Annotated in this window: 18 protein-coding genes; all 18 read right to left on the bottom strand. The window is 37.8% G+C overall.

The features are described 5' to 3' along the window. Positions 1-158 precede the first annotated feature (158 nt). Positions 159-1319, bottom strand: coding sequence for a glycine/sarcosine/betaine reductase complex component C subunit alpha (gene grdD, locus acear_RS05595; protein ID WP_013278036.1), 1161 nt, complete (start codon positions 1317-1319; stop codon positions 159-161). Positions 1320-1333: 14 nt separating this feature from the next. Then, the gene (grdC, locus tag acear_RS05590) at positions 1334-2872 is read right to left on the bottom strand and encodes a glycine/sarcosine/betaine reductase complex component C subunit beta (RefSeq protein WP_013278035.1); all 1539 of its coding nucleotides are present in this window, start codon (positions 2870-2872) and stop codon (positions 1334-1336) included. A gap of 442 nt (positions 2873-3314) precedes the next feature. Next, positions 3315-3632 (bottom strand): thioredoxin TrxA, encoded by a 318-nt coding sequence (trxA, locus tag acear_RS05585; RefSeq protein ID WP_013278034.1) that lies wholly within the window; start codon positions 3630-3632, stop codon positions 3315-3317. A 36-nt stretch (positions 3633-3668) separates the two neighbouring features. After that, positions 3669-4862: a thioredoxin-disulfide reductase gene (gene trxB, locus acear_RS05580; protein WP_013278033.1), complete on the bottom strand. Its 1194-nt coding sequence runs from the start codon at positions 4860-4862 to the stop codon at positions 3669-3671. Positions 4863-4948: 86 nt separating this feature from the next. After that, a complete protein-coding gene (gene grdA, locus acear_RS05575; RefSeq protein ID WP_013278032.1) occupies positions 4949-5416 on the bottom strand; it encodes a glycine/sarcosine/betaine reductase complex selenoprotein A in 468 nt (155 codons plus the stop codon). A gap of 13 nt (positions 5417-5429) precedes the next feature. Further along, a complete protein-coding gene (locus acear_RS05560; RefSeq protein WP_013278031.1) occupies positions 5430-6737 on the bottom strand; it encodes a glycine/betaine/sarcosine/D-proline family reductase selenoprotein B in 1308 nt (435 codons plus the stop codon). Positions 6738-6758: 21 nt separating this feature from the next. Continuing rightward, positions 6759-8045, bottom strand: a complete 1287-nt coding sequence (locus acear_RS05555) for a glycine/sarcosine/betaine reductase component B subunit (protein WP_013278030.1) — start codon at positions 8043-8045, stop codon at positions 6759-6761. A gap of 22 nt (positions 8046-8067) precedes the next feature. Continuing rightward, entirely contained in the window at positions 8068-8442 is a 375-nt protein-coding gene (locus acear_RS05550; protein ID WP_013278029.1) for a GrdX family protein, read from the bottom strand. Between the two features lie 269 nt (positions 8443-8711). Further along, a complete protein-coding gene (locus acear_RS05545) occupies positions 8712-9509 on the bottom strand; it encodes a methyltetrahydrofolate cobalamin methyltransferase (protein ID WP_013278028.1) in 798 nt (265 codons plus the stop codon). Positions 9510-9540: 31 nt separating this feature from the next. Continuing rightward, a complete protein-coding gene (locus acear_RS05540) occupies positions 9541-11511 on the bottom strand; it encodes a hydantoinase/oxoprolinase family protein (RefSeq protein ID WP_013278027.1) in 1971 nt (656 codons plus the stop codon). A gap of 119 nt (positions 11512-11630) precedes the next feature. Further along, a complete protein-coding gene (locus tag acear_RS05535) occupies positions 11631-13070 on the bottom strand; it encodes a trimethylamine methyltransferase family protein (RefSeq protein WP_013278026.1) in 1440 nt (479 codons plus the stop codon). A gap of 33 nt (positions 13071-13103) precedes the next feature. Beyond that, positions 13104-13736 carry a corrinoid protein gene (locus tag acear_RS05530; protein WP_013278025.1) on the bottom strand — a complete coding sequence of 211 codons (633 nt, stop codon included), beginning with the start codon at positions 13734-13736 and terminating at the stop codon, positions 13104-13106. Positions 13737-13757: 21 nt separating this feature from the next. Beyond that, positions 13758-15215, bottom strand: coding sequence for a trimethylamine methyltransferase family protein (locus tag acear_RS05525; protein ID WP_013278024.1), 1458 nt, complete (start codon positions 15213-15215; stop codon positions 13758-13760). Between the two features lie 31 nt (positions 15216-15246). Next, complete coding sequence (locus acear_RS05520; RefSeq protein WP_013278023.1) at positions 15247-15879, bottom strand: corrinoid protein; 633 nt, start codon at positions 15877-15879, stop codon at positions 15247-15249. 237 nt (positions 15880-16116) lie between these two features. Further along, positions 16117-17682, bottom strand: a complete 1566-nt coding sequence (locus tag acear_RS05515) for a BCCT family transporter (protein WP_013278022.1) — start codon at positions 17680-17682, stop codon at positions 16117-16119. Between the two features lie 107 nt (positions 17683-17789). Next, the gene (locus tag acear_RS05510; RefSeq protein WP_013278021.1) at positions 17790-19208 is read right to left on the bottom strand and encodes a trimethylamine methyltransferase family protein; all 1419 of its coding nucleotides are present in this window, start codon (positions 19206-19208) and stop codon (positions 17790-17792) included. 657 nt (positions 19209-19865) lie between these two features. Then, on the bottom strand, positions 19866-21059 hold the full coding sequence (locus acear_RS05505) for a CdaR family transcriptional regulator (RefSeq protein ID WP_013278020.1): 1194 nt from the start codon (positions 21057-21059) through the stop codon (positions 19866-19868). A 708-nt stretch (positions 21060-21767) separates the two neighbouring features. Then, positions 21768-22799 carry an NAD(P)H-dependent glycerol-3-phosphate dehydrogenase gene (locus acear_RS05500; protein ID WP_013278019.1) on the bottom strand — a complete coding sequence of 344 codons (1032 nt, stop codon included), beginning with the start codon at positions 22797-22799 and terminating at the stop codon, positions 21768-21770. Positions 22800-22816: the final 17 nt, after the last annotated feature.

Raw genomic sequence — 22816 nt, 5'->3', positions numbered from 1 at the left:
TTTCAATTGACATAATTACAGCTAACAAGTATTTTGAAATAAAACAATATCAATACATGTATATGAATTAAATACTAAAATATTCCTATTAGTTAAACTTTTAGTCATAAAATAAAAAAAGGACCAGCTTCACAGCTAGCCCCACTGAACTATATTATTTACGTTATAAACCCATTCTCTTTTAAAATTTCCATAGCCTCTTCTTCATCTTCATTAGCTACCATTACTACAGGTCCTGTACAGCCCATGCCTGTCTCGGCATAGATTCCTTCTTTCCAGAGAGCTGCCTTAGCATCATCTAAGGTTAAGATATCTATTCCTGAGATTTCTTCATCTACCGTTTTAGCTGGCGGAGCTGAAACTTCTTCTTCAGCTGCCGAATTACTGCTTTCTATATCTTCAATAATCTCTTCTAGGCCTGCATCCTTGGCTGCTTTAAATTCTTGTTGGGCTACTTTAGTAAGTTCTCCCTGAGCTGCGTCGGCTGCATAGCGAATGGCTCCGGCAATTACTGGTGCTCCGGAGGCTCTGGAAATAATATTGATGATCTGGTCATAATCTTCCCCTACTCCTGGACCGTAGCCGTAGCCTAATGATTCATAGCTGCCTCCAGTGGTGAAGGCTCCAAATACTTTCATCAATAGATTACCGGTTAAAGTATCTGTTACCATTATATCGGCTGAACCCTGTAAGAGATCATTTCCGCGCATTACACAGCCGCCGTCGGCACGAACTGTTTCACTGAAGTTGATTTCATAACCATTATCTTTTAATTCCTTAAGAGCCTGTTCTACCTGTCGAGCGCCGTCAACATTCAAAATTCCTACACTTGGATTCTCATTACCTAATGCTTTAGCGGCAGTGATACCGTAAATTGCATTCTTCACCATGGCTGTAATCCGATTAGTAGCTGAACTACCTGTCGAAGTAGCCAACAGCATCTCTCTTCCTAAACCGGGTGTTACGACTCTTCCTACTGTGGAGACGCCGATGGGAAAGTTAAAGTGATTGGTTACACAGGCATCTATCTTACCTGCCTGCAGCAATTCTTCCATCTTATCATGGGCTGTCTCTTCACAGTCTGTTTCATAAATTACTGATAGTTCTGTATCTACATCAGGACCTATTAACTTTACTTCAAGGTCTTGATGCTTATTGTGGGCCATCTCTGCCCCCTTGACTATCTCTTCTACTCCGTGTTCACTACCTAAAGTGGTAATCCCTACTTTAGTTTTAGCTCCAAACTGACCGGTCTCTATAGCATCTGCCACTTGATTAAAGACATTAGCTACTTTCTTCTTTGCTTCTTTGTTGGCCATTTTTTCCACCTCCTTTATTCTTCATCAGCTAGTAAGGAATCAGATAGGTTACGCATTGCCTTAGCTACGATACCTTTAATCTCGTCTTCACTGACTCCTGTCTCGTTGCTGTCCTGTCCTTCATTTGCTTCCATAATAAAGGATACACCATCAAATAAGTTAGTCATTCTACCTAAAAATAGACTTCCTTTACCGATAATCATGCTCCGCTCCATCTCGCCTGCTAACATCTCACGGCGAGCATGGCCAATAAAGGGTACTCCCGATGGAATGTGTCCCTGTGTTGGTGCAAAGCCGGGCATACCGTGTTCATCTACAAAATTAGGTAGCTCTTTTTTCTCTAAATCTCCCCGCTTAACTCCCAGGGCAGCAATCATCTTATAGTTAGATTCTGGTACATTACCTGCACCTGCTGGTTCTGTAATATCTGGATTCTGCATTTCTACTGAATATTTATCGATATCTGTAATTCCTAGGTCTATGTTATCCAACGGTTCAGTTACTAAAGAAGAGATTACTGCTTGTGGAGAAGAACCTGTATCCACTGTATGACGACCTACAGCATCTGTTCTGATAACTGGACTCTTACCGTCATCTTCACTGACCAAGACAGCAAAGCCGCCTAAACAGTCTTCTAAAATAGGCATTTCATTCTTAACGTGGTCTTTTCCATTCATACCTAACTTAGCTGTCGAACCACCGGCTACTACTACTACATTATCAAACATACCCGATTTAACTAAACCAGCAGCATGGATTAAACCATGAGCAGGTCCAGCACAGAAGCTTCTAGTATCTGAACCAGTAGCCTGCTTACAGCCGGCCATTTCAGCTATTGATTTAGCAAAATTACCTCCACCGCGCTGATTGATATCACCGCAGGCTTCTTCGGAAACTTCGATTACGTAGTCTATTTCTGCTAGGTCAATTCCTTCCTGCTTGCCTAGATGGAGCATAGAAAGTATTCCTGAAGCCTTAACTACTGTATTCTCTAACATAGTATGGGCATTGAGGTTAACATCTGTATCATGGGCCTGTTTAACACAGCCGATTAATTCTCCATCTAAGTATAGAGGTTCAGCAGTATGTTCATCTACCATCTCTTGAATGGAATCAACAGCTGTACCTTCTATTTGATCTAAATTATCTTCTAATAAACTATGATCTGCTAATTTATCTTTTACATCTTTGGCAAAGTCTTCACTTAGTTGTACTAAATCAAAGCTGTCAGCCATCTTCATTACTCCATAAAATTCATCTTCAGGCATAATCTCGCCCCAGTCACTGAACCGGCTGGCATCATCAACATTATTCTCATACCAAGGACGTTCAATATCCTCTAAATCTTTTATTGACATATTTCCAATATAGGACTGGTTTGGACCATAACCTACTACCTCTTCATAACTTCTTAAAAATTCTGGTGCTTGCTTTAGATATTCACTATCTGGATTCTGTGCTCTCTCTGATGTTTGTGTGGATCCATGTTCTAATAAAGTATTAGCAGCATGAACTAATACATAACTGTTTCCTTTTAATACTGCTTCATTCATACTTGGCACCTCCATTATTTTATTTAAGAATTAATCACTTTTGGACGCAGACTTACGCTAGAATAAAAACTGACTAAACATTTAAGATATTGCAGGAATAGTCAATATGTATCTTCCACTTGCCATTCATTCGGCATCCTGCCTCATTCATTCTCTAAAACAGCCCTCTCGCCGTCTATGGCTTCGGGCTGTTTTAAGAGTCGTTCCAGACACATATTGACTACTTGCAGTATGATGTTATAATTTCAGCCTGGGTTGTTTCGGAGTGAAATCTAGATTTTTTCGTCGAAGTTACTAATCACCTTCAAAATAGTTCGCTCCAAATCATGAGAACCTAAGTTATTCTCAATTAGCAGCAAGAGAGAAAAAAGATCTGGAACGGAGAAACTTCCCAGGCTGTATTATGCACTGTAATTACACAATAATTAGATATCAATTAATGTTAAATATGCTTCTTAATCTCTTCCTCAATCTCTTCAATTGTTAAGTCGTCGCCACTTAAGTGTTCTACCTTTTCTCCATCAACATAGAATACCATAGATGGTAAGCCCATAACCTGCTGGCTCATAGCTAAACGGCGATTTCCTTTAATGTTTAGCTTACAGAACTTCATATCATCACCATACTTTTCAGCTAAGTCCTCAACTCCAGGCATTAATTCTAAACAGTGGTCACAACCTTCTCCCCAGTAATCTACCATTACTGGTCCTTCTACTTCTAATACTTCCTCTTCATAATTCTCCTTGTCTACTTCAATCATTATTTTCAGCCCCTTTCAAGTTTATTTTAGTTTGGTTTAAATAATCTCTTCTAATTCATCAACTGTAGGTTGAATAAGCTTCTCTACAACTTCGCCATCCTGCAGCTTAAGCAGAGTTGGAATCTCTGTTACTTCATAACGATTAGAAATTCTCATATTCTTATAAGTATCTATCTTAACTAACTTAGCATCTAAATCCATATTCTCTAACTTATTTGTCATGTCCATGCTTTCCTCATTAGTAGGACTCCAAAAAGCTACTAATACGTCTTCATCTGCTTCTAATACATTTTCCTGCCAGTATTCTTCTTCCTCAATATAGCCTCCGGCAGCTGTAGCTGTTGTTGCTCCATCGGCTGCGGCTGTTACTACCTGACGTAGATATTTCTCTCTTACATCTCCGGCAGCAAAGACGCCTGGTTTACTAGTTTCTAATGTATCATCAACTTTAATATAGCCATTATCTGTTAGTTCCACTGTATCCTCTACAAAGTCTGTGCTGGGAACCCGACCGATGAAGATAAAGATACCATCACATTCAAAATCAGTTAAGTCACCTGTTTTGATATTCTTAAGGACTGCTTTATCTACTAAGCCGTCCCCTTCGATTCTATCTACAGTTGAATTCCAGACAAACTCTATCTTATCATTCTCATAAGCTCTCTCTTGATAAATCTTGTCGGCATCCATAGTTCCTTCCTCATGGATGACAATAACTGTTACTTTGCTGGCAAACTTAGTTAAATATAGAGCTTCTTCGATAGCTGAATTACCATTACCTACGACAGCTACTTCTAGATCAACAAAGAAGTCGGCATCACAGGTTGCACAGTAAGATACTCCTTTACCTTTAAATTCTTCTTCGCCTTCGACGTCTAATCTTCTTGGCTCAGCCCCAGTAGCTAGGATTATACTCTTGGCCTTGTACTCAACTCCCTCTTTAGTAGTTACAGTTTTAACAAAGCCATCTGCATCTATCTCTTTTACTTCGCCTTCTTTTATCTCAGTTCCAAACTCTTGGGCATGCTCTTTAAAGTTTTCTACTAATTCAGGAGCGCTAGCATCAAGCACACCAGGATAATTTTCCATCTCTTCATAGCTTTTTGGCTGCCCGCCTACATCACCTGTTTCTAACAGTAATGTATCTAACTTGGAACGAGAAGCATACATCCCAGCTGATAGACCTGCTGGTCCGCCGCCTACAATAATCACATCATATTCCTTCGACATACCTCACTGCCTCCTTTATTGCTTTCAATTAAGTTTAAAAAGAGCTTCCCTAGGTATTTATTTTATAGGGAAGCTCTAATTATAAATTATATAAACTGACAATACTCTTCTCTATATTTCTTAACTTCTTCAACAATATCATCAACTTCGAGAACCATTTCCATCATACTTATCTGATCTTCATAGACATCCTCATCAATTTCGTCTTTAATCTCTGGTTCTACTACATGATAAACTCTGAGTCCTAACTGGACCCCTGCTAATGGACCGGCAAAAGTAGGATCTCCATTAGTAACAGTCTCAGCTGCTAAACCAGAAGCTTCTGCTTCTGCACCACCTAAGATTACTACTAAGTTTTCTTCTCCATGTTCCTCAGCTAACTCTTGGATCCTCTTTTGATTTTCCAGGTCCATAGCTCCTGCAGCTGTTCACACGAAACATTCAGTTGAACCAAAAACTACTTCAGCTCCTGTTGTTTCTATGCATTCTTGGATTGCAGGAGCAGGAATTCCATCACGATCACCAATAATTGCTACTTTCTTTCCTTCTAACATTTTATCTCCTCCTTTATTCAAAGATAGTCTGATCCTCTATCTCAGTAGTCAAAGCTTCTAGTGCTTTTTCAACCATGCTTTTTCTTAGTTCCTTTTCCTCTTTCAGACCAAGATCTGGGTTCCCGACTGGATGGGGAATTGCTATAGAAGGAACAATTCTATTTGCTCCTACAGACTGAGAAATGGAAATAATACTTGCCATATGAACAATTGGAATTCCATACCGTTCAATCTCTTTTACCATCGTTGCACCGCAACGAGTACAGGTTCCTCATGTAGAAGTTAAGATAACTGCATCCACGCCGTCATTCTTCAATTCTTCACCTATCTCTTCGCCAAATTCTTCTGCATTGGCTACCGCAGTTCCGGTACCTGTTGTTACATAGTATTTATCATGAATATTACCAACAGCACCTTCTTCTTCTAGATCTCTCAGTACATCTAAAGGTACTACTCTATTACAGTCTTCATTAGCATAAACAGGATCATAACCACCGTGAATTGTAATATAATCTGTATCTTCTTTGAGATCATTAACTCCCTCAATGGAATAACAGCCGAACTTAGTTGCACTGGCTGATTCTATTTGATCTGGATTATCTCCCGGCACAATACCTCCGCTGGTAACTAATGCTACTGTTGCTTCGGTAATATCTTCTACTGGATCTGCTGGATCTACATCATCAAACTCTGGCATCGATAGCTCAGTCTCGAATTCTTCTCCATTCAATCGCGCCATAAGCATTTCTACTGCCCGCAGTGAACCTCGTTTATCGGAGAAAACAGTTTTTCTTCTCCCTTGAGGAATATATCCTTCTTCTTCAGGCGGACCTAATGGTTTACCACTTACCAATTTATCAACGATATTAGCCATAGTTGGCAGTGCGTCTCGCATTCCTGCAGCTGAATCTGCTGTCTCGACAACATAAGCAATCTCTTTACAGACATCTAAACCGGGATTTTCTTCATACATACCAGTCACAACAGATATTCCTAACTCCTCTGCTACTGCTTTACAGACCCCAGCACAGGCCATACCATAGCGACCAGCATTAAAAGCTGGACCAGCTACTACAACATCAGGATCATATTCGTTAATCATTTCCAATACAGTATCTACAGCTTCCGAATTCTCATTAAAATAATTATCACCACATATAACAGTACCAGCTACTTCTCCGTCCTCTAACATACCTTCAAAGCCCTGAGCAGGTCCTACTGGCCCTTCCTCAGTAAATGGCTCGATATCTGCTTCGTCTTCACCGCCGACCTGGCCAAAAAACTGATTTAAATAATATACAACTTTAAACTTTTGAGACATAATATATCCTCCCTTCCTGAATTAATATGATTTTGCAGTTACAGAATGATAACCGATTTCAGAAGTTGAACCAATTACTGCATTTAATTCACAAACTATGCTTCCGTCCTCACCTAAACTCTCTTCAGAGCCTCCAGATAAATTAGCAATTACTTCTTCATTACCGATTACTTTTTCAGCCGGAGCAAGTTCAACTGGATGGCTTACATTACCAGTACTGACTACTGCCTTAGCTGCTGAATTAGCATCAGCTAAAGACTGAGACATACCGTCTCTTCCAGCACATTCATCAGTAATTAAAGCTGTCTTGATTCCATCATCTTCTAGAAACTTACAATTCTGAACTAAATCAGCATCTGGGTTACCATATCCCTCTTCGGAAATAACAACTCCCTCTGCTCCCAACATCTTAGCTATATTGGTAGCATACTTACATGATCTTGTCTTTCCTTCAAGCGTTACTAATTCTGGTGTTAATATTGCCCCCATAAAGTTGATCTCTTCACCATGTTTGTCATAAAGATCCAAAACTACTGAATTATTCTGATGCTGATAGGTTGTTATCTTATCACAAGCAGCTACACAGTTACCGCTGACCATCGCTCCATCTAAAATTTCATTTGGATGAATTAAAGTCGGCAAAATTTCTTTAGAGTCAACACCATAAATATAAGTATCATGCAACAGCCCCTGGGAGATCATCATTTCTATATAAGCTACTCGCGGTAGATCCGGATAATCTTCTATATTCTCAGCCATAGAATTCATCTCATAAACTTCTGTCTTATCTGGCTCCACCTTTTCACCTGCCGCTCCTAAATATTTTCCGGCTTTCAACCCAGCTAATCGGACTGCTTCTTCATGATCATGCCCTGACAAATCATCAACAGGCGTAATATCCACAACTAAGTTATTAGTTTTGGAAAAAGGAGTATAATCTGCCCCTTCACCCCACATATCAATAAGCCCTTCCTGAATACCAACAATCTCACCAATAGTTACTACTGCTGCTCCATCCAATACTTTAGTCACACCATCTCCTACTCCAGCCATCTTATCAGTCACACCAGGATAGCCTTGTCCTTCTCCTTCCACTTTGAATCTAGGCTGAATTACATCCTTAACCGGTATAATTCTTACCTTTTCTCCTGGCTTAGCTACATCAAGAGAAACTCCTTCAATTCTATTATCTTCCTTTAACAGTGAAACTAACTCTTCTTCATTGACGGTCAATACTCCATCTTCGACATACGTTTCATTGCCAAGTTGGATATCTTCAATTTCAATCTTTTCTAATTCAAGCTTCACAACAGTCACCTCCTAAAAATATTTATAGCGCAATCTTATTACTGCTTTCTAAAGCACTTCGTAGCAAACGATAGTCTAACATTTGATAGTCATCATCATTATCATTATCTATACTCTGCTGCTGAATATGGTATCTTAACTTAAAGATACTCTCCTCTATCACCTCCACCTGGAAAGCATCCACTCTTTGTTGTTTATCTTTGCTTAATACTATAGATCTAAAGGGTGAAGACATTATCTTCATACTCGCCGGCAAAGGATGGGTAATTAGTTCATGGCCTTTATGAACTAAATTCCTCACTTTAATTAACAGCTCTTTAACTGATACCTTCACAAAATAGACCTGTTCAAAGTTCTCTCTCACTATAGGATTATTACTTAAAATGAAGTATTTCACTTTACCCCACCACTTCCCTAAATTTTATATTAAATCAACAAAATATTCTGAAGATTTAATTAAATTCATAACTTGTTATATGATTTAATTTCATTATATTCATTATTCTTCTATGAATCAATTGGCAAATTAACAGTTTTTCGATTTAATACAACAAACCATTTCATTCATCTGCACAAAATAAAAGTAAGAGATATCTTCAATTTCTCACTTATAATCTCCCAGGACTATATGACTAGCCCAAGGAGATTATAATAAGACTAAGGACACTAAACAGTTAAGTCACCACTCTTAGATGCTTTAATATAATCACTACAGTACTGATCCTTGCCCAGTAAAGTATCAGAAGCTTGAGCTAGAGACATAATCTTTTCATCTAATGGATCCAAAATAGCACTATCCATACCTCTACTCATAGCTAAGACCAAATAAGCTTGATTTAAAAGCTGTCTTTGTGGTAGCCCATGAGAGATATTACTTAAACCGCAGGTGATATGGATATCTTCATACTTAGAAGAAATCTCCTCAACTGCATTTAAAATATGTTCTCCCATTTCACTATCAGTACCTATTGGCTGAATAATTGGGTCAACAAAGATATCCTCAGCCGGAATTCCATCTTCAAGTAAGTTATCAACAAGCTCTGTAGCCACCTCTATTCTATCAGTAGCATCATCAGGCATACCGTTATCATTCATAACCAAAGCCACTATATTGGCATCATACTCCTTAATTAATGGCAGAACTTCATCATATCTTTCATCTTCGGCAGTAATAGAATTAACTAAGGCTTTACCTTCATGGGCTTCCAATCCTTGTTTAATAGCTTTAGGATCAGGGCTATCAATACAGAGCGGTACATCGACAGCCTCCTGTACTGTCTCAACTAACCACTCCAGGGCTTCTGGTTCCTCTCTAATTAATGTTCCACAGTTAACATCTACATAATCTACTCCTGCTTCCTCCTGCTTTTTGGCCAGCTCCTGAATAAATTCTTTATCTCTATCCTTAACAGCCGGTTCAACCTCTTCCCTACTTGTGTTAATTAATTCACCAATAATTATCATTAAATTCTTGCCTCCCTGTTGTGTTATTATTTTAATTCAACTCAGGTCTTCCCATAGCTACTACCTTAATTTTACTCTCGAGATATAAGTCATCCTTATCTTCTAATTGAGAAAAACTACTATATACATCTTCATGCTCTATATTAACTTTAAGATCAGTAACCTTCGACCTTTTAGCTCTTTCCCTAACGTACTTTTCTCCTACATCTTTAGCAAACTCAACTGCTTCTTCCAATTCTTTAAACATCTTCTTTTCCCCTGGAGCATGGACTAAATAACCGCTTTCAGCCCCTGGTTTAACCAAAATTTCAACCTGTTCTATTACCTTACCAGTCACCGTACCTACTGCATTAGCTACTTCAGAATGCTCTGGTATCTCTAAAGTAGCATTACATCTATCAGCAATTTCTGGAAAATATGCTTCTACTGGAGCGCCAATAGCAATAATTGGTAAATTAATCGTGGTAGAAAACTCGATTAATTCATCCTGTTCTTTATTTTCTCTAAATATTGCTTCCAGTAAAAACTCAGTTAAAGAATCCTGCTTCCAATCAAATTCTACTTTTTTATCCTTAAGCAGCATTTCAGTAATTACAAGAGCAATCTTGTAATAAATCTCTTCCTCAACATCTTTTATAAAGTTCTCTACTTCTACACCATATCTTCTGGCTCCAATCTTTACTCCTACCTTAGAAGCTTCAACATTCCACTCCTCCATTCTACCTGTAACATGAAGAAGATCAGTAGGAGTTAAAGAAGCACGATGAACAGAACCGATATTGACTAATCTATTCCAGCGCAATAAATTAGGGTCTTTATCTAATTTTTTACCTATATGATATAAGGACTGGGGTTTCTCTCTAATTATTTCTAATATCTGTTCCTCTGTTTTTGTTAAATCGATATGGAGAGGTTCTTTGATAAAGAATAGAATATCTGTTGGTTGAGAATTAACCGGAAAGTATTCCTCAGCATCAATTTCTAACAATTGATCTAACAAATAACGATGCTGTGCCACAGCCCAACAGAGTGGATAAACTCTCTGGGGTCCAACCTGAAGCAGATGGTCTTTAGAAACTCTAATATAACTATCGCCTCCAATACCGATAGTAGCCATATCTACTGCTTTAACCCTAGTCAACCAACCGCCAACCATAGCTCCTTTTTCAGTTAAACTGGGAGTCCCATCCTGCAATAAAGCCACATCAGTAGTAGTACCTCCCATGTCCACTACAATTCCATCTTCTAGGTCAGTAAGATAAGTCGAACCAATAATACTGGAAGCAGGTCCTGATAAGATAGTCTCAATCGGTTTCTCCCGGGCTACCTCTTCACTTACTAAGCTACCATCTCCTTTAACAATCATTAAAGGAGCATCGATATTATGTTCTTCCATCATTCCTTTAACTGCATTAATTAAATCAGCTATAATCGGAATCAATCGAGCATTCAATACAGCAGTTGCCGTTCGTTCACTTATCCCTAATGAAGATGTTAATTCATGGCCGCAAACTACTGGGTAATCAGTTAAATCCTGAATTATATCTTTAACCTTCTTTTCATGCTCCGGATTCCGAACGCTGAGATAACCAGAAACAGCAAAAGCATCCACCTTGCTCTGTAAAGAATTAACTACTTCTCTTACTTCTTTAACATCAAGTCTTTCTTTACGGTTCCCTTTAATATCATGGCCGCCCTGAATGCTAACATAGTGTTCCGTTGGTAAGTTATCTTCAAGCTCAAAACCAATTAAAATAAGTCCTACTTCACAACCCTGTCCTTCCACAGTAGCATTAGTTGCTAAAGTTGTGGATAACGATACCATTTTAATATCGCTGAAATCTATTTCTTCAAGATTATCAATACATTCATTAATACCTATTGAAAGATCCCGACGAGTAGTAAGCGCCTTGGATTCTGCAAAAATCTTACCTTCATCTAAGTCCATTACTACTCCATCAGTATAAGTTCCTCCAGTATCAATCCCTAGTGTTACTGACATAAGTAGGCCCCCTTCAGAACTGATGGACCAACAACTAATTTCAATTCAGTCCTATCTATAAGTTAGAAGCAGAGGATGGAATAAACCATCCTCTAACTTGATAAATCAATAAAATTAATTTATTCTTCAACAATTGCTTCTAATTTTTCTATCATTTCATCATCTAATCCATCCGGTTCATGGCTTTCAAGGATATCTAAGGCTTTCTCGTGAGCCCGGTCAGTTAAAGTCTTCTTGCCTTCATCTTCCCAGTCAACATAATTCTTCCGCTGGAATAGATCAGGATACCAAGTTTCCTTCTGGAAGTTATCCATAGTATGCTGCTGAGTAATAAAGTGACCGCCGGGACCAACTTCATGGATAATATCTAAAGCTAACGTTTCATCATTAACCTCAATACCCTTAATTGATCTACGGGCAAAACCAATCATCTCATCACAGATGATCAGATTTTCTAAAGCTGTTGCATTACCATATTCAATAGAGCCGATACCATGGTTTAGATTAGCACCTGATTTAGCAGACGTTAAAATAGATAATGCATCTTCGATTGCCGCCTGCTCATCGACAGTTTTAGAATCAGTACCTCCGCAGGCACCAAACATCGGAATATCCAAATAGTGAGCTATATCAGATAAAGCTGCCTGCATCAAACTGCTTTCTGGAGCCCCATCAGAACAAATTTCATTTTCTGTATCAACTATTGTAAAGTAACCGCCCATAATGAAAGGTGCTCCTTCTTCTATCTGTTGATTAAGTACTAAAGCAGCAAGTACTTCTGCCAGTCCAACAGCTACAGCTCCAGCTAATGTAGCCGGAACATTTGCGCCTGCACTAAGATAAGGAGTATAGGTAACAGGTAGTGATTTTTCACTAGCATACATTAATTTCTCAGTATCTACAGCAGCAGGCTTTAGAGGAGAATCCGGTTTAACACATAGAGCCATGAACGGACGTCGTTTTAATTCTTCTGCTCCCCCTGCTACAGTTTCACTCATCTCCACAATATCTGCACAGCCTTGCTTATCAACAGCAGTAGTTACAATTGGTTTAGAAGTATTTGCTAGCTGAGCTAAGAACTGATAACGATCTCGAACTGATTCTGATTTATCCTGAATATTCCCCATGGACATAACAAAATCTATCCGAGGTAAGGCATCAGCCAGTTTAGTAGCCATCTCTACTGTCTCTTGAGTAGTATCTACTATTGCTTCTTCATAAGGATCTAAGAAGCAAGGAGCTTCAGACCCTGTACCGAAATAAGCATTACCTCCTTCTAAATAAAGTTCTGCTTCTTTTGTTCTACTATTATATAAAGTTACCTGAGAAGGTACTGTTCTTAATGCCTTTTCTACTAACTTAACCGGAATATAAACGCGGCCATTCTCAACATAACATCCGGCTTCTTTTAAAATTTCAACTGCTTCTTCGTCTTGATAAGCAACTCCTGTCTCCTTTAAAATCTTCATAGCTCCTGACAAAACCTGTTTACATTGATCATCTGCCAGCACCTCTTGAACCGCCGAACCATTAACTTTATAATTACTTCTGCTTCTCATAAGCTGATCTCTCCTTCCAAAAGATATTCAAAATTACTCGATTAATTCCAACGCCGCTTCCTTAGCTGCTGCAGCATCCTGAGCCCAACGATCAGCACCGATCTCATCAGCAAAATTTGGTGTTACTGGAGCACCGCCAACCATAATCTTGAGTCCATCTAACAGTCCTTCTTCTTCTAAAAGTTCTATCGTATTCTGCATCTCTAACATAGTTGTTGTTAATAAAGCACTCATACCCAATAAATCCGGGTCATTCTCTTTCACTGCTTCTACAAATTCTTCCGGATCTATATCTACACCTAAATCTATAACTTCTAAACTGGCACTTTCCATCATCATTCCCACTAAGTTCTTACCGATATCATGTAAATCACCAGCTACTGTTCCCAAAACTACTTTCCCTACAGAAGAACTCTCTCCTTCTGCTAGTAGAGGATTAACAATCTCCATTCCTGATTTCATAGACTCTGCTGCCATCATAACCTGAGGAATAAACATATCTCCATCTTTAAATCTCTGCCCTACTACATTAATTCCACCAATTAATCCCTGACGAATAATTTCTTTAGGCTCTAATCCATCATCGACTAACTCTTGAGTTAATTCAACTACCTTTTCTTCATTACCTTCAATTACACTATTACTTAACTCCTCAAGATCTGCCATCGATCATTCCCCCCTTAATATTTACAGATACTTTTCTTCTGCTTCTTCAGCTATTCTATCCAATTCTTCTACAACTTCATCTTCGAGAGGCTCTGGCTCATATTCTTCAAGAATCCTCTGCGTCTTAGCTATAATCTTATCTCCCATCTCTTGACCATCTTTTTCCCAATCTTCTCGCTTCATTCGATCAATTAAATCAGGAGTCCAGAAGTCTTCTAAATGCTCTTTAGTATGGGAATGTCCACTGTAATCGCCACCAGGTCCGACTTCATCTATTACATCTAGGGCTAAAGTATCCTCATTAACCTCAACTCCATTAGTATACTGCTTGACCATACCGATTACTTCATCACCCATCACTAACTGATATAAAGAGCCTGTAGATGCATATTCAGTATAACCAACATCGTGAATTACATTAGCCCCTGCTAAAGCACTAATTAAGATACTCATAGCAGACTCTCCTGCTGCCTGTCCGTCTAAGGTACAAGAATCAGTACAACCGGCAGTACCAAAGACTGGAATTCCCATGTAATGAGCAACTTCAGCAATTCCAGCTTGTAATGCTAAAAATTCAGGTGCTCCATAAGAGAAGATTGTACTCTTCATATCCATAATTGTATAAACTCCACCGAGAATAAACGGACTACCTTCATTTACATGCTGATTAGCAACTAAACCGACTATACTATCAGCAATACCAGTAGCTATAGTAGCAGCCAATGTTGCTGGTGTTGAACCGCCAGCCATAACACAAGGTGTATAAATATCAGGTAAGTCATATTTAGCAGCATGAACACATTTTGCAATCCCTTCTTCTGAATGAATCAACGGTGGAGTAGGCTCAGCATAAAGAGCTAAAGTCGGTTTCTTTTGTAATTTATCAAGACCGCCAACTGCTGTAGCTGCCATATCGATGATAGCCTGATACTGCTCAATATCAAAGCCCCAGTGAAAGATAGGCTTAGTAGTATTCTTAACCATAGCATGATAAGCATGAACATCAGATAACTGAGCTGGTACATCTTTAACAGTTCCTAAGTCCATAACATAATCAATATTAGGCAGATAGTCACAAACTTTAGCTACATTAGCACTATCCTGCTTACACGGCTCCCGTCGCTCACCAGTCCAAGGATCTTTATGGTAATTATTAGTAGGTCCCGGTCCATAATAGCTGTTGTTTCCTTCAGCATGAATAGCTGGATTACCATTTCGATCATAAAACACCACCCGTTCAGGTGCTGACTTAACTGCATCCTGAGCTACGCCAGAAGGAATCTTAACGTGATTGCCATCTTCAATCCAACAGCCTGCATCCTCAAGAACATCCAATGTCTCCTCGTCATGGACCACAGCACCAGTTCTTTCCAAAATTTCGAGCGCTGCATAGAAAATTCTCTCTCTTTCCTTTTCACTCAAGGTAGAATAATTAACCGACTTATTAACAACTGAATTACTCCTTACCATTTTCTCCATAACTATCTCTCCTTCCAAAAGATATTAAAAATTACTCGATTAATTCCAACGCCGCTTCTTTAGCCGCTGCAGCATCCTGAGCCCAACGATCAGCACCGATCTCATCAGCAAAATTTGGTGTTACTGGAGCACCGCCAACCATAATCTTGAGTCCATCTAACAGTCCTTCTTCTTCTAAAAGTTCTATCGTATTCTGCATCTCTAACATAGTTGTTGTTAATAAAGCACTCATACCCAATAAATCCGGGTTATTCTCTTTCACTGCTTCTACAAATTCTTCCGGATCTATATCTACACCTAAATCTATAACTTCTAAACTGGCACTTTCCATCATCATTCCCACTAAGTTCTTACCGATATCATGTAAATCACCAGCTACTGTTCCCAAAACTACTTTCCCTACAGAAGAACTCTCTCCTTCTGCTAGTAGAGGATTAACAATCTCCATTCCTGATTTCATAGACTCTGCTGCCATCATAACCTGAGGAATAAACATATCTCCATCTTTAAATCTCTGCCCTACTACATTAATTCCACCAATTAATCCCTGACGAATAATTTCTTTAGGCTCTAATCCATCATCGACTAACTCTTGAGTTAATTCAACTACCTTTTCTTCATTACCTTCAATTACACTATTACTTAACTCCTCAAAATCTGCCATTGATTATTCCCCCTCCTTAGTTAATTAATACTTAATACTTAATAATTAATTTCAATTTAAATCTCATACTTTCTCCTTCAGCAATCGCAACCCCCCTCTTTTTATAAATTTGATTTAATATAATGTATCTCTTATCACAAATTTCTATTTAAATCTTTATTTTTATCTTATATTTTAACCAATAATTAGACAATTCCTACGCTATCAACAAAGTGTAACAAAATAGTTACACTTTCTTTACCAATCTAATTCACCAATAAATTCTCCCTGAGCAAGCATATCTCTATCCTTTTTCAGTGCTTTAAAGAAAGCAAATACTGTAAAGACCATAAAGATCATAAAAGGAAAAGCCCCAGCAATTGAAGCTGTCTGTAAAGCAGATAATCCTCCAGCCAAGAGTAAGACGGCAGCAATGAATCCTTCAAGTACTCCCCAAGTAACTTTAACTCCAGTTTTAGGTTCTAAAGTTCCATGAGATGTCAGCATTCCCATAACAAAAGTTCCAGAGTCAGCGGAAGTAATAAAGAAAGTACTGATTAAAACTGTTGCTATCATACACATGAAAGTACCAAGTGGAAACTTACCTAATGAGACAAAGAAAGCAGAAGCTACATCATTCTGAACCGGTCCTACAATACCTCCAGCGCCAAACTGTTCCATCCAGATAGCAGAACCACCCATTGTTGCTATCCAGACAAAGCCGATAACTGATGGTAAAAATAGCGTTCCTAAGACATATTCTTTAATGGTACGCCCTTTTGAGATTCGGCCGATAAAACCGCCGCAGAAAGGTGTCCAGGCAATCCACCAGGCCCAATAGAAGATTGTCCACCAGCCAGGCCAAGGACTCTGCTCTACTGGACTAGTAAAGAAGCTCATATCAAAGAAATTCTGGAATAAACCGCCAATTCCCTGAGTAAGATAATCAAGGATAAATACTGTCGGTCCGCCAATAAACATTAATACTATTAGTAAAGAACCTAAAGTAATATTAATATTACTTAAAATCTTGATTCCTTTATCTAAACCAGTAACTGCAGAAATGACAAAGGCTATAGTTACCACGATAATAATTGCTAAAGCCATCATTGTATTATTAGGAATTCCAAATAAAGTATGAAGGCCGCTGTTAATCTGCTGCGCCCCTAAACCTAAGGAAGTAGCAATCCCAAATAAAGTAGCAAATACAGCTAAAATATCGAAGGCTTTACCCCAGAATCCTTTGACTCCTTCTTTTCCTACTAAGGGATAAAGAGTAGAACTAGGTAATTGAGGCAACCCTCTTCTGAAACCAAAGTAGGCCAGCACCATACCAAAGAAAGAATACAGCGCCCAAGGATGTAAACCCCAATGGAAGAATGAATAGCGAGCAGCTATCATAGCTGATCTAGCAGTCTCTCCATCACCAAAAGGCGGACTTGCATAATGCATAACTGGTTCTGCTACACCCCAGAAGACAAGTCCAATTCCCATCCCAGCACTGAATAACATTGCAATCCAAGATCGAGTGCTAAATTCCGGTTCATCATCCGGCTTACCTAACTTAATATCTCCAAGTCTAGTAAATCCGACTACAACTGTTGCCACTAATACTACTGATACAAATAAGAGGTAAGACCAGCCAAAATTACCGACTAAAAAGTCAAACACAGCATTAACAACATCTCCAAATCCGGCATTATCAACTACTCCCCAGATAATTAAAACTCCGGAAATAACAGCTGATATCCAAAAAACAATTGGATCAATCTTCTTTTCTGAATTATGTACCCGCTCTTCTACTTCTTTTTCAGGTTGAGCCATTTTCTAAATCGCTCCTTTTTTTAGATTTTATTGCTGCGCTTATCTCTTAAGCCGATATCTCCAACCCCTTTTTTAATTACTTATTTTGGCAACCACCTCCTTAATCCTTATTTTAATTCCTCTATATAATCAGTTAATTTCTGTTCAATAACAGAATCAAGATAAGGCGATTCAAAATCTGCTAAAATTGCTTTCCATTTTTCATTAGCCCGCTCAACAGTAGGAATTAAATCATTATCAGAAGTATAACCAGCCCGATTACTGATTTCAGGTTCCCGAAAATCCTCCATATGCTGTAATGTATGAGGTTCTTGAAGATAATGGCCGCTTGGTCCTACATCATCAATTACTTTAGTAGCCACTGTATCCTCATTTACTTCAATACCCGCCTGATAATTGGTTACCATACTCAATATTTCATCATCTATAATAAATTTCTCATAGGACATCGTCATATAATTTTCCAGTAATCCAGCAGAATGAAGAACGAAATTAATACCGTGATTAATTGAAGATATAAACATCATCATTGCTTCATAGCCAGCTTGAGTATCAACCATAATTGAATCAGTAATTGATCCTCCAGCCCTAGAAGGCAATCCATAATAACGAGCTAACTGTGATGTAGCTCCTATAAATTTCGCATACTCAGGGCTACCTACAGCTAAACTTGCTGCTTTCATATCCATAATAGTTGAAGCTGAACCATAAACTACTGGAGCACCGGAATTAACCATCTGCGCCAGAACAATACCGGTTAGGACCTCCACATTCTGCAAAACAAGTGTACCAGCAATGGACATAGGACCTGTTGAACCAGCCATAATCAAAGAAGCAATTACTGCTGCTTGATTATATCTGGCATGTTCTATCAACGCATCAGCCATTCTATTATCATACTGTAAAGGACTCATGGTATTAATCAAACTCATCGTAATTGGCCTATCATCAATAATCTCATCTTCACCAAAAAGTATACTTGCCATTTTAAAAGATTCACGTGCCTTCTTGGCTCCTAAGGCACTACCCATTAAACACTTATCAGAATACTTTGCTGCTGCATAAAGCATCTTAACATGTCTAATTTTATCATCTAAATCTGTCGGTTCAACTAATACACCACCAAGTACATCGATATTCTCACTGACCGAAGCTAATTTAGTAAAATTCTTATAATCCTCAAAAGTTGAATCCCGTCTACTCTCATCTATACTTGTCACGTATGGAGAACCATATCCAGGTGCTAAAACCGAATTACCCCCTCCAATTACTACATCATTGTCTGAATTTCTAGCATGTAAAGTAAAAGAAGTAGGAGCTTGATCCAGTGCATCCTCAACCAACTCCGCAGATAAGTAAACCCGCTTACCTTCCACCTTAGCTCCATTGTCCTCAAAAATATCCAAAGCCTCTTCATGCATAATCTCTACGCCGGTTTCCTCTAATAACTGCAGTGACTCCTGATGAATCATCTTTACATCATTATCGGATAAAACATCCCCAGCTAAAGTATTACGTTTAATCATTTTATCCTCCCCTTATTTATAAAGTGATTTTTAGTTGTTGCAACAAAGTATTTAATAATAGTTAATTATAATTTTAAAATAATCATAATTAGCTGTTATTGACTATTTGGATTAATTTTTTGAATAATTATTAAATTATGAAAATTAGAAACCAGAAGAATATAAACTACTTAATTATAAAAAATCATTAATTGGCTAATAAGCACATTGGAGATTTAAAAAATTATATAAAGCTAGACGGAAATGTAGGAGAAAGTTTAGATATGACAATATGAAAAAGCTATTTATTTTCAGAAAAGACAACTTAACGTCAGTATACTAGTTAATGTATTAAAGAAAATTGCGGCAAGTTAATTTCGAAGTGAAATAGTAAATATATTGTAGTAACAATTACTGTCTTTGAATCAACTTTTAATTACTTATAATATCTTTATTCTATAGCAAATTTTTAGTATAATTTTTTTATAAATTATATACACTTTTTTGATAATTTCATAAAGTTCTAAATCTTTATAATGTTTTATCATTTCATCTTACTGTCATTATATATGTTATTATTTATTAAATCAATTAGCAAAATGACAAATTTTACAATCTAAATAACAAGATTTTTTATTCATCTGCATAAATTTTTATTACTAATCACCAATTAATCTATTAATTGGAACTTTCTAATTTATAACATAATAAAGCCAACTTTAAATTTACCATATCTTCTGAATCTCTAGGATCAAAACCTGTAATCTCAGTTATTCGGTTTAACCGATACATTACCGAATTACGGTGCAGACACAACTTGTTAGCTGTCTTACTGACATTTAAATTGGAAGCAAAATAGACTTCTAAACTCTGCTGATATTGATCATCTAGAGGAAATATCTCAGCTAAATCCTGTCTAACCTCCGGAGCTAAATTCTCAACTATCCGTTCCTGAATTAAATTCCCACTATAATGAACCTGTTTAGTAGGATAAAACCTTATTCCTAAATCCAAAGCCTCCAATCCCTCTTCAAAAGACTTTCTAATTCCTCTTAACCCCTGATTAATTTTGCCGATACCAAGTTTACAATCAAAATTAAATCTTTTATCCAGTTTACCGACTAAATTCGTACCTAGCTCCAATAAATCTTCCTTATTTTTCAGGTCATCATTAGCTTCACACTTTAAAATAATAAATCTTTCTCCATCTAAGTGAAAAACTTTAACACTTGACTGGTTGTAAAAAAGTTCTTGAATTCCCTCTTGAATCTTTATCTTATACTGCTGTAATTTCATACTACTTGTATCCCCTACATTTTCCAATAACTTATCCCAGAGATTCGTCAGTTCAAGAATAGCTACCAAATATGAGCGTCTTTGGTCGTACCCCATTACTTGTGCTCTATCCTGTATATTAGCATTAGAAAGCTCTGAATTTTTATTCAATAATTCCTTAATAAAGTGTTCCTCCGCCTGTTCCTCTAACTGTAATTTCTTCAAATAGAAAGCCTGTTGTAACATCAACTCTACTGTCATTTTAACTAACCCGCCATACTTTTCTATTCTTTTAGGCTCTCCAGTAATATCAACTGCCCCCATAATCTTTCCGTTAAAATAGATAGGTAATTGAATGCCTGGTTCCATACCTGAATCTCCTTCAGCCTTCTGTTTAGATACTGTTAAGACTTCCTCTTCTTTAATTGCCTGCGCTGCCATCTCACTGATAGTATCTATTCTCTTTTGGTTTCCACTAGCAATAATCCTTCCGTTATAATCCCTAATATTTATATTATAGTTCAATATTTCCATTGTTCGGTCTACAATCTTTTGGGCAAGATCCGAAGTTAAATTTATTTCCGGTATATTCTCCATCTCTATTCTCCTCTCTACTTCAAAAATAGACTTATATTATTTATTTTCGTCAATAAAATACATTGTCCTGTATTTAATACATAATATTATCCAAATAATAAAAAATGGCCTATCAGCCATTCTTCTATAAATTTAACTCTACTATTTTTTGAAAGAATATTGATATTATGTGTCACTTTCAAGATATTGCAGATTATAGTCAACAAATCTCTTACGCTTGCCACTCATTCGGCGTCCTGCCTCATTCGTTCTCAAAAACTGATTCTCCACCGTCCATGGTTCCGAATCAGTTTTAAGAGTCGCTTCAGAGAAATGTTGACTATTTGTAATAAATTATTATCACCAATGAGAGTCACTATAAACACATATTGAATATTGCTAATAAAATATATTACTAGGGTTATCACTAATAGGAGTAGCTATAAACATATATTGACTATTTGAGGTATTACAGAACAGAAATTTCATTGGTTTGGTTGGGTTTTAACGCTTTCCCTCAGATAATTTTGCATAATTAGTTGATATCTTGCAAAAAGCGACTTTAAAGCAGCCCCAAAAGAGAAAATGGTTAACATATAAAGTAGGGTATTCAAACAATAGCTCTAAGGTTAATTTATTGCTAATTAATTAGGGCTGATTTTCGGAGCGTTTGCAAGATATCAACTCTAAATTGCAACAATATATCAATTTGATTCTACATTGATTATTTTACCAATTATCCTTATTCTGAACTACTTCCTCAATCTCATGTTTCTTACCGCGCATCATTAATTCATTAACTGCTTTACACGGAGATTTATCCTCAAAAAGTACTTGATAAGCCTGCTTAATAATCGGCACTTCTACTCCTTCACGTCCAGCCAGTTGATAAGCAGCTTTGGCTGTTCTAACGCCTTCAGCAACCATCTTCATCTCATCTAAGGCCTGGTCCAAACTCTTACCCTGGCCTATCTTAAATCCTAAACGCCTGTTTCGGCTGTGCTCACTGGCACAGGTTACTACTAAATCTCCAATCCCGGAAAGTCCAGCAAAAGTCATCGGGTCGGCTCCTAGTGCAACCCCTAAGCGTTTAATCTCTGCCATACCCCGGGTAATTAAAGCAGCCTTTGTATTATCTCCATATCCTAATCCATCAGTGATTCCAGCAGCAATAGCAATTATATTCTTTAAGGCTCCGCCTAATTCTACTCCTACCACATCAGGATTAGTATAGACCCGGAACGTATCAGACATAAAGATATTCTGAATCTGTTCCGCCAACAGCCGTGATGAACTGGCTGCTACTACAGTAGTCGGAAGTTCTTTACTTACCTCTTCTGCATGGCTTGGCCCAGAAAGTACTGCTATATTATCATGTAATTCAGACCGCAGTTCATCCTCTAACACCTCTGACATCCGATAATAGCTGTCCTCTTCTATCCCCTTGGTAGCACTAATAATCACTGTATCAACAGCTAATAAACCAGATAACTCCTCTGCTACCTTCCTTATAGCATCCGAAGGAACAACTACGACTACTAATTTAGCCTTTTTTACAGCTTCCTTTAGATCAGTAGTAGCTGTAATAGCTTCAGGGATCTTAACCTCCGGTAAGTAATTAGAATTAGTTCGCTTATCATTAATCTCTGTAACCTGCTCTTTAGATATATCCCTTAGTGAAACTCTATAACCATTATTGGCCAATAATATGGCAATAGCACTTCCCCAGCTACCGCCTCCAATAACTGCAGCTTTATCCATCTCCAATTCCCTCCTCT

This window comes from Acetohalobium arabaticum DSM 5501, from assembly GCF_000144695.1.
GTDB lineage: Bacteria > Bacillota > Halanaerobiia > Halobacteroidales > Acetohalobiaceae > Acetohalobium > Acetohalobium arabaticum.
This window is presented reverse-complemented; position numbering and strand designations above follow the sequence as displayed.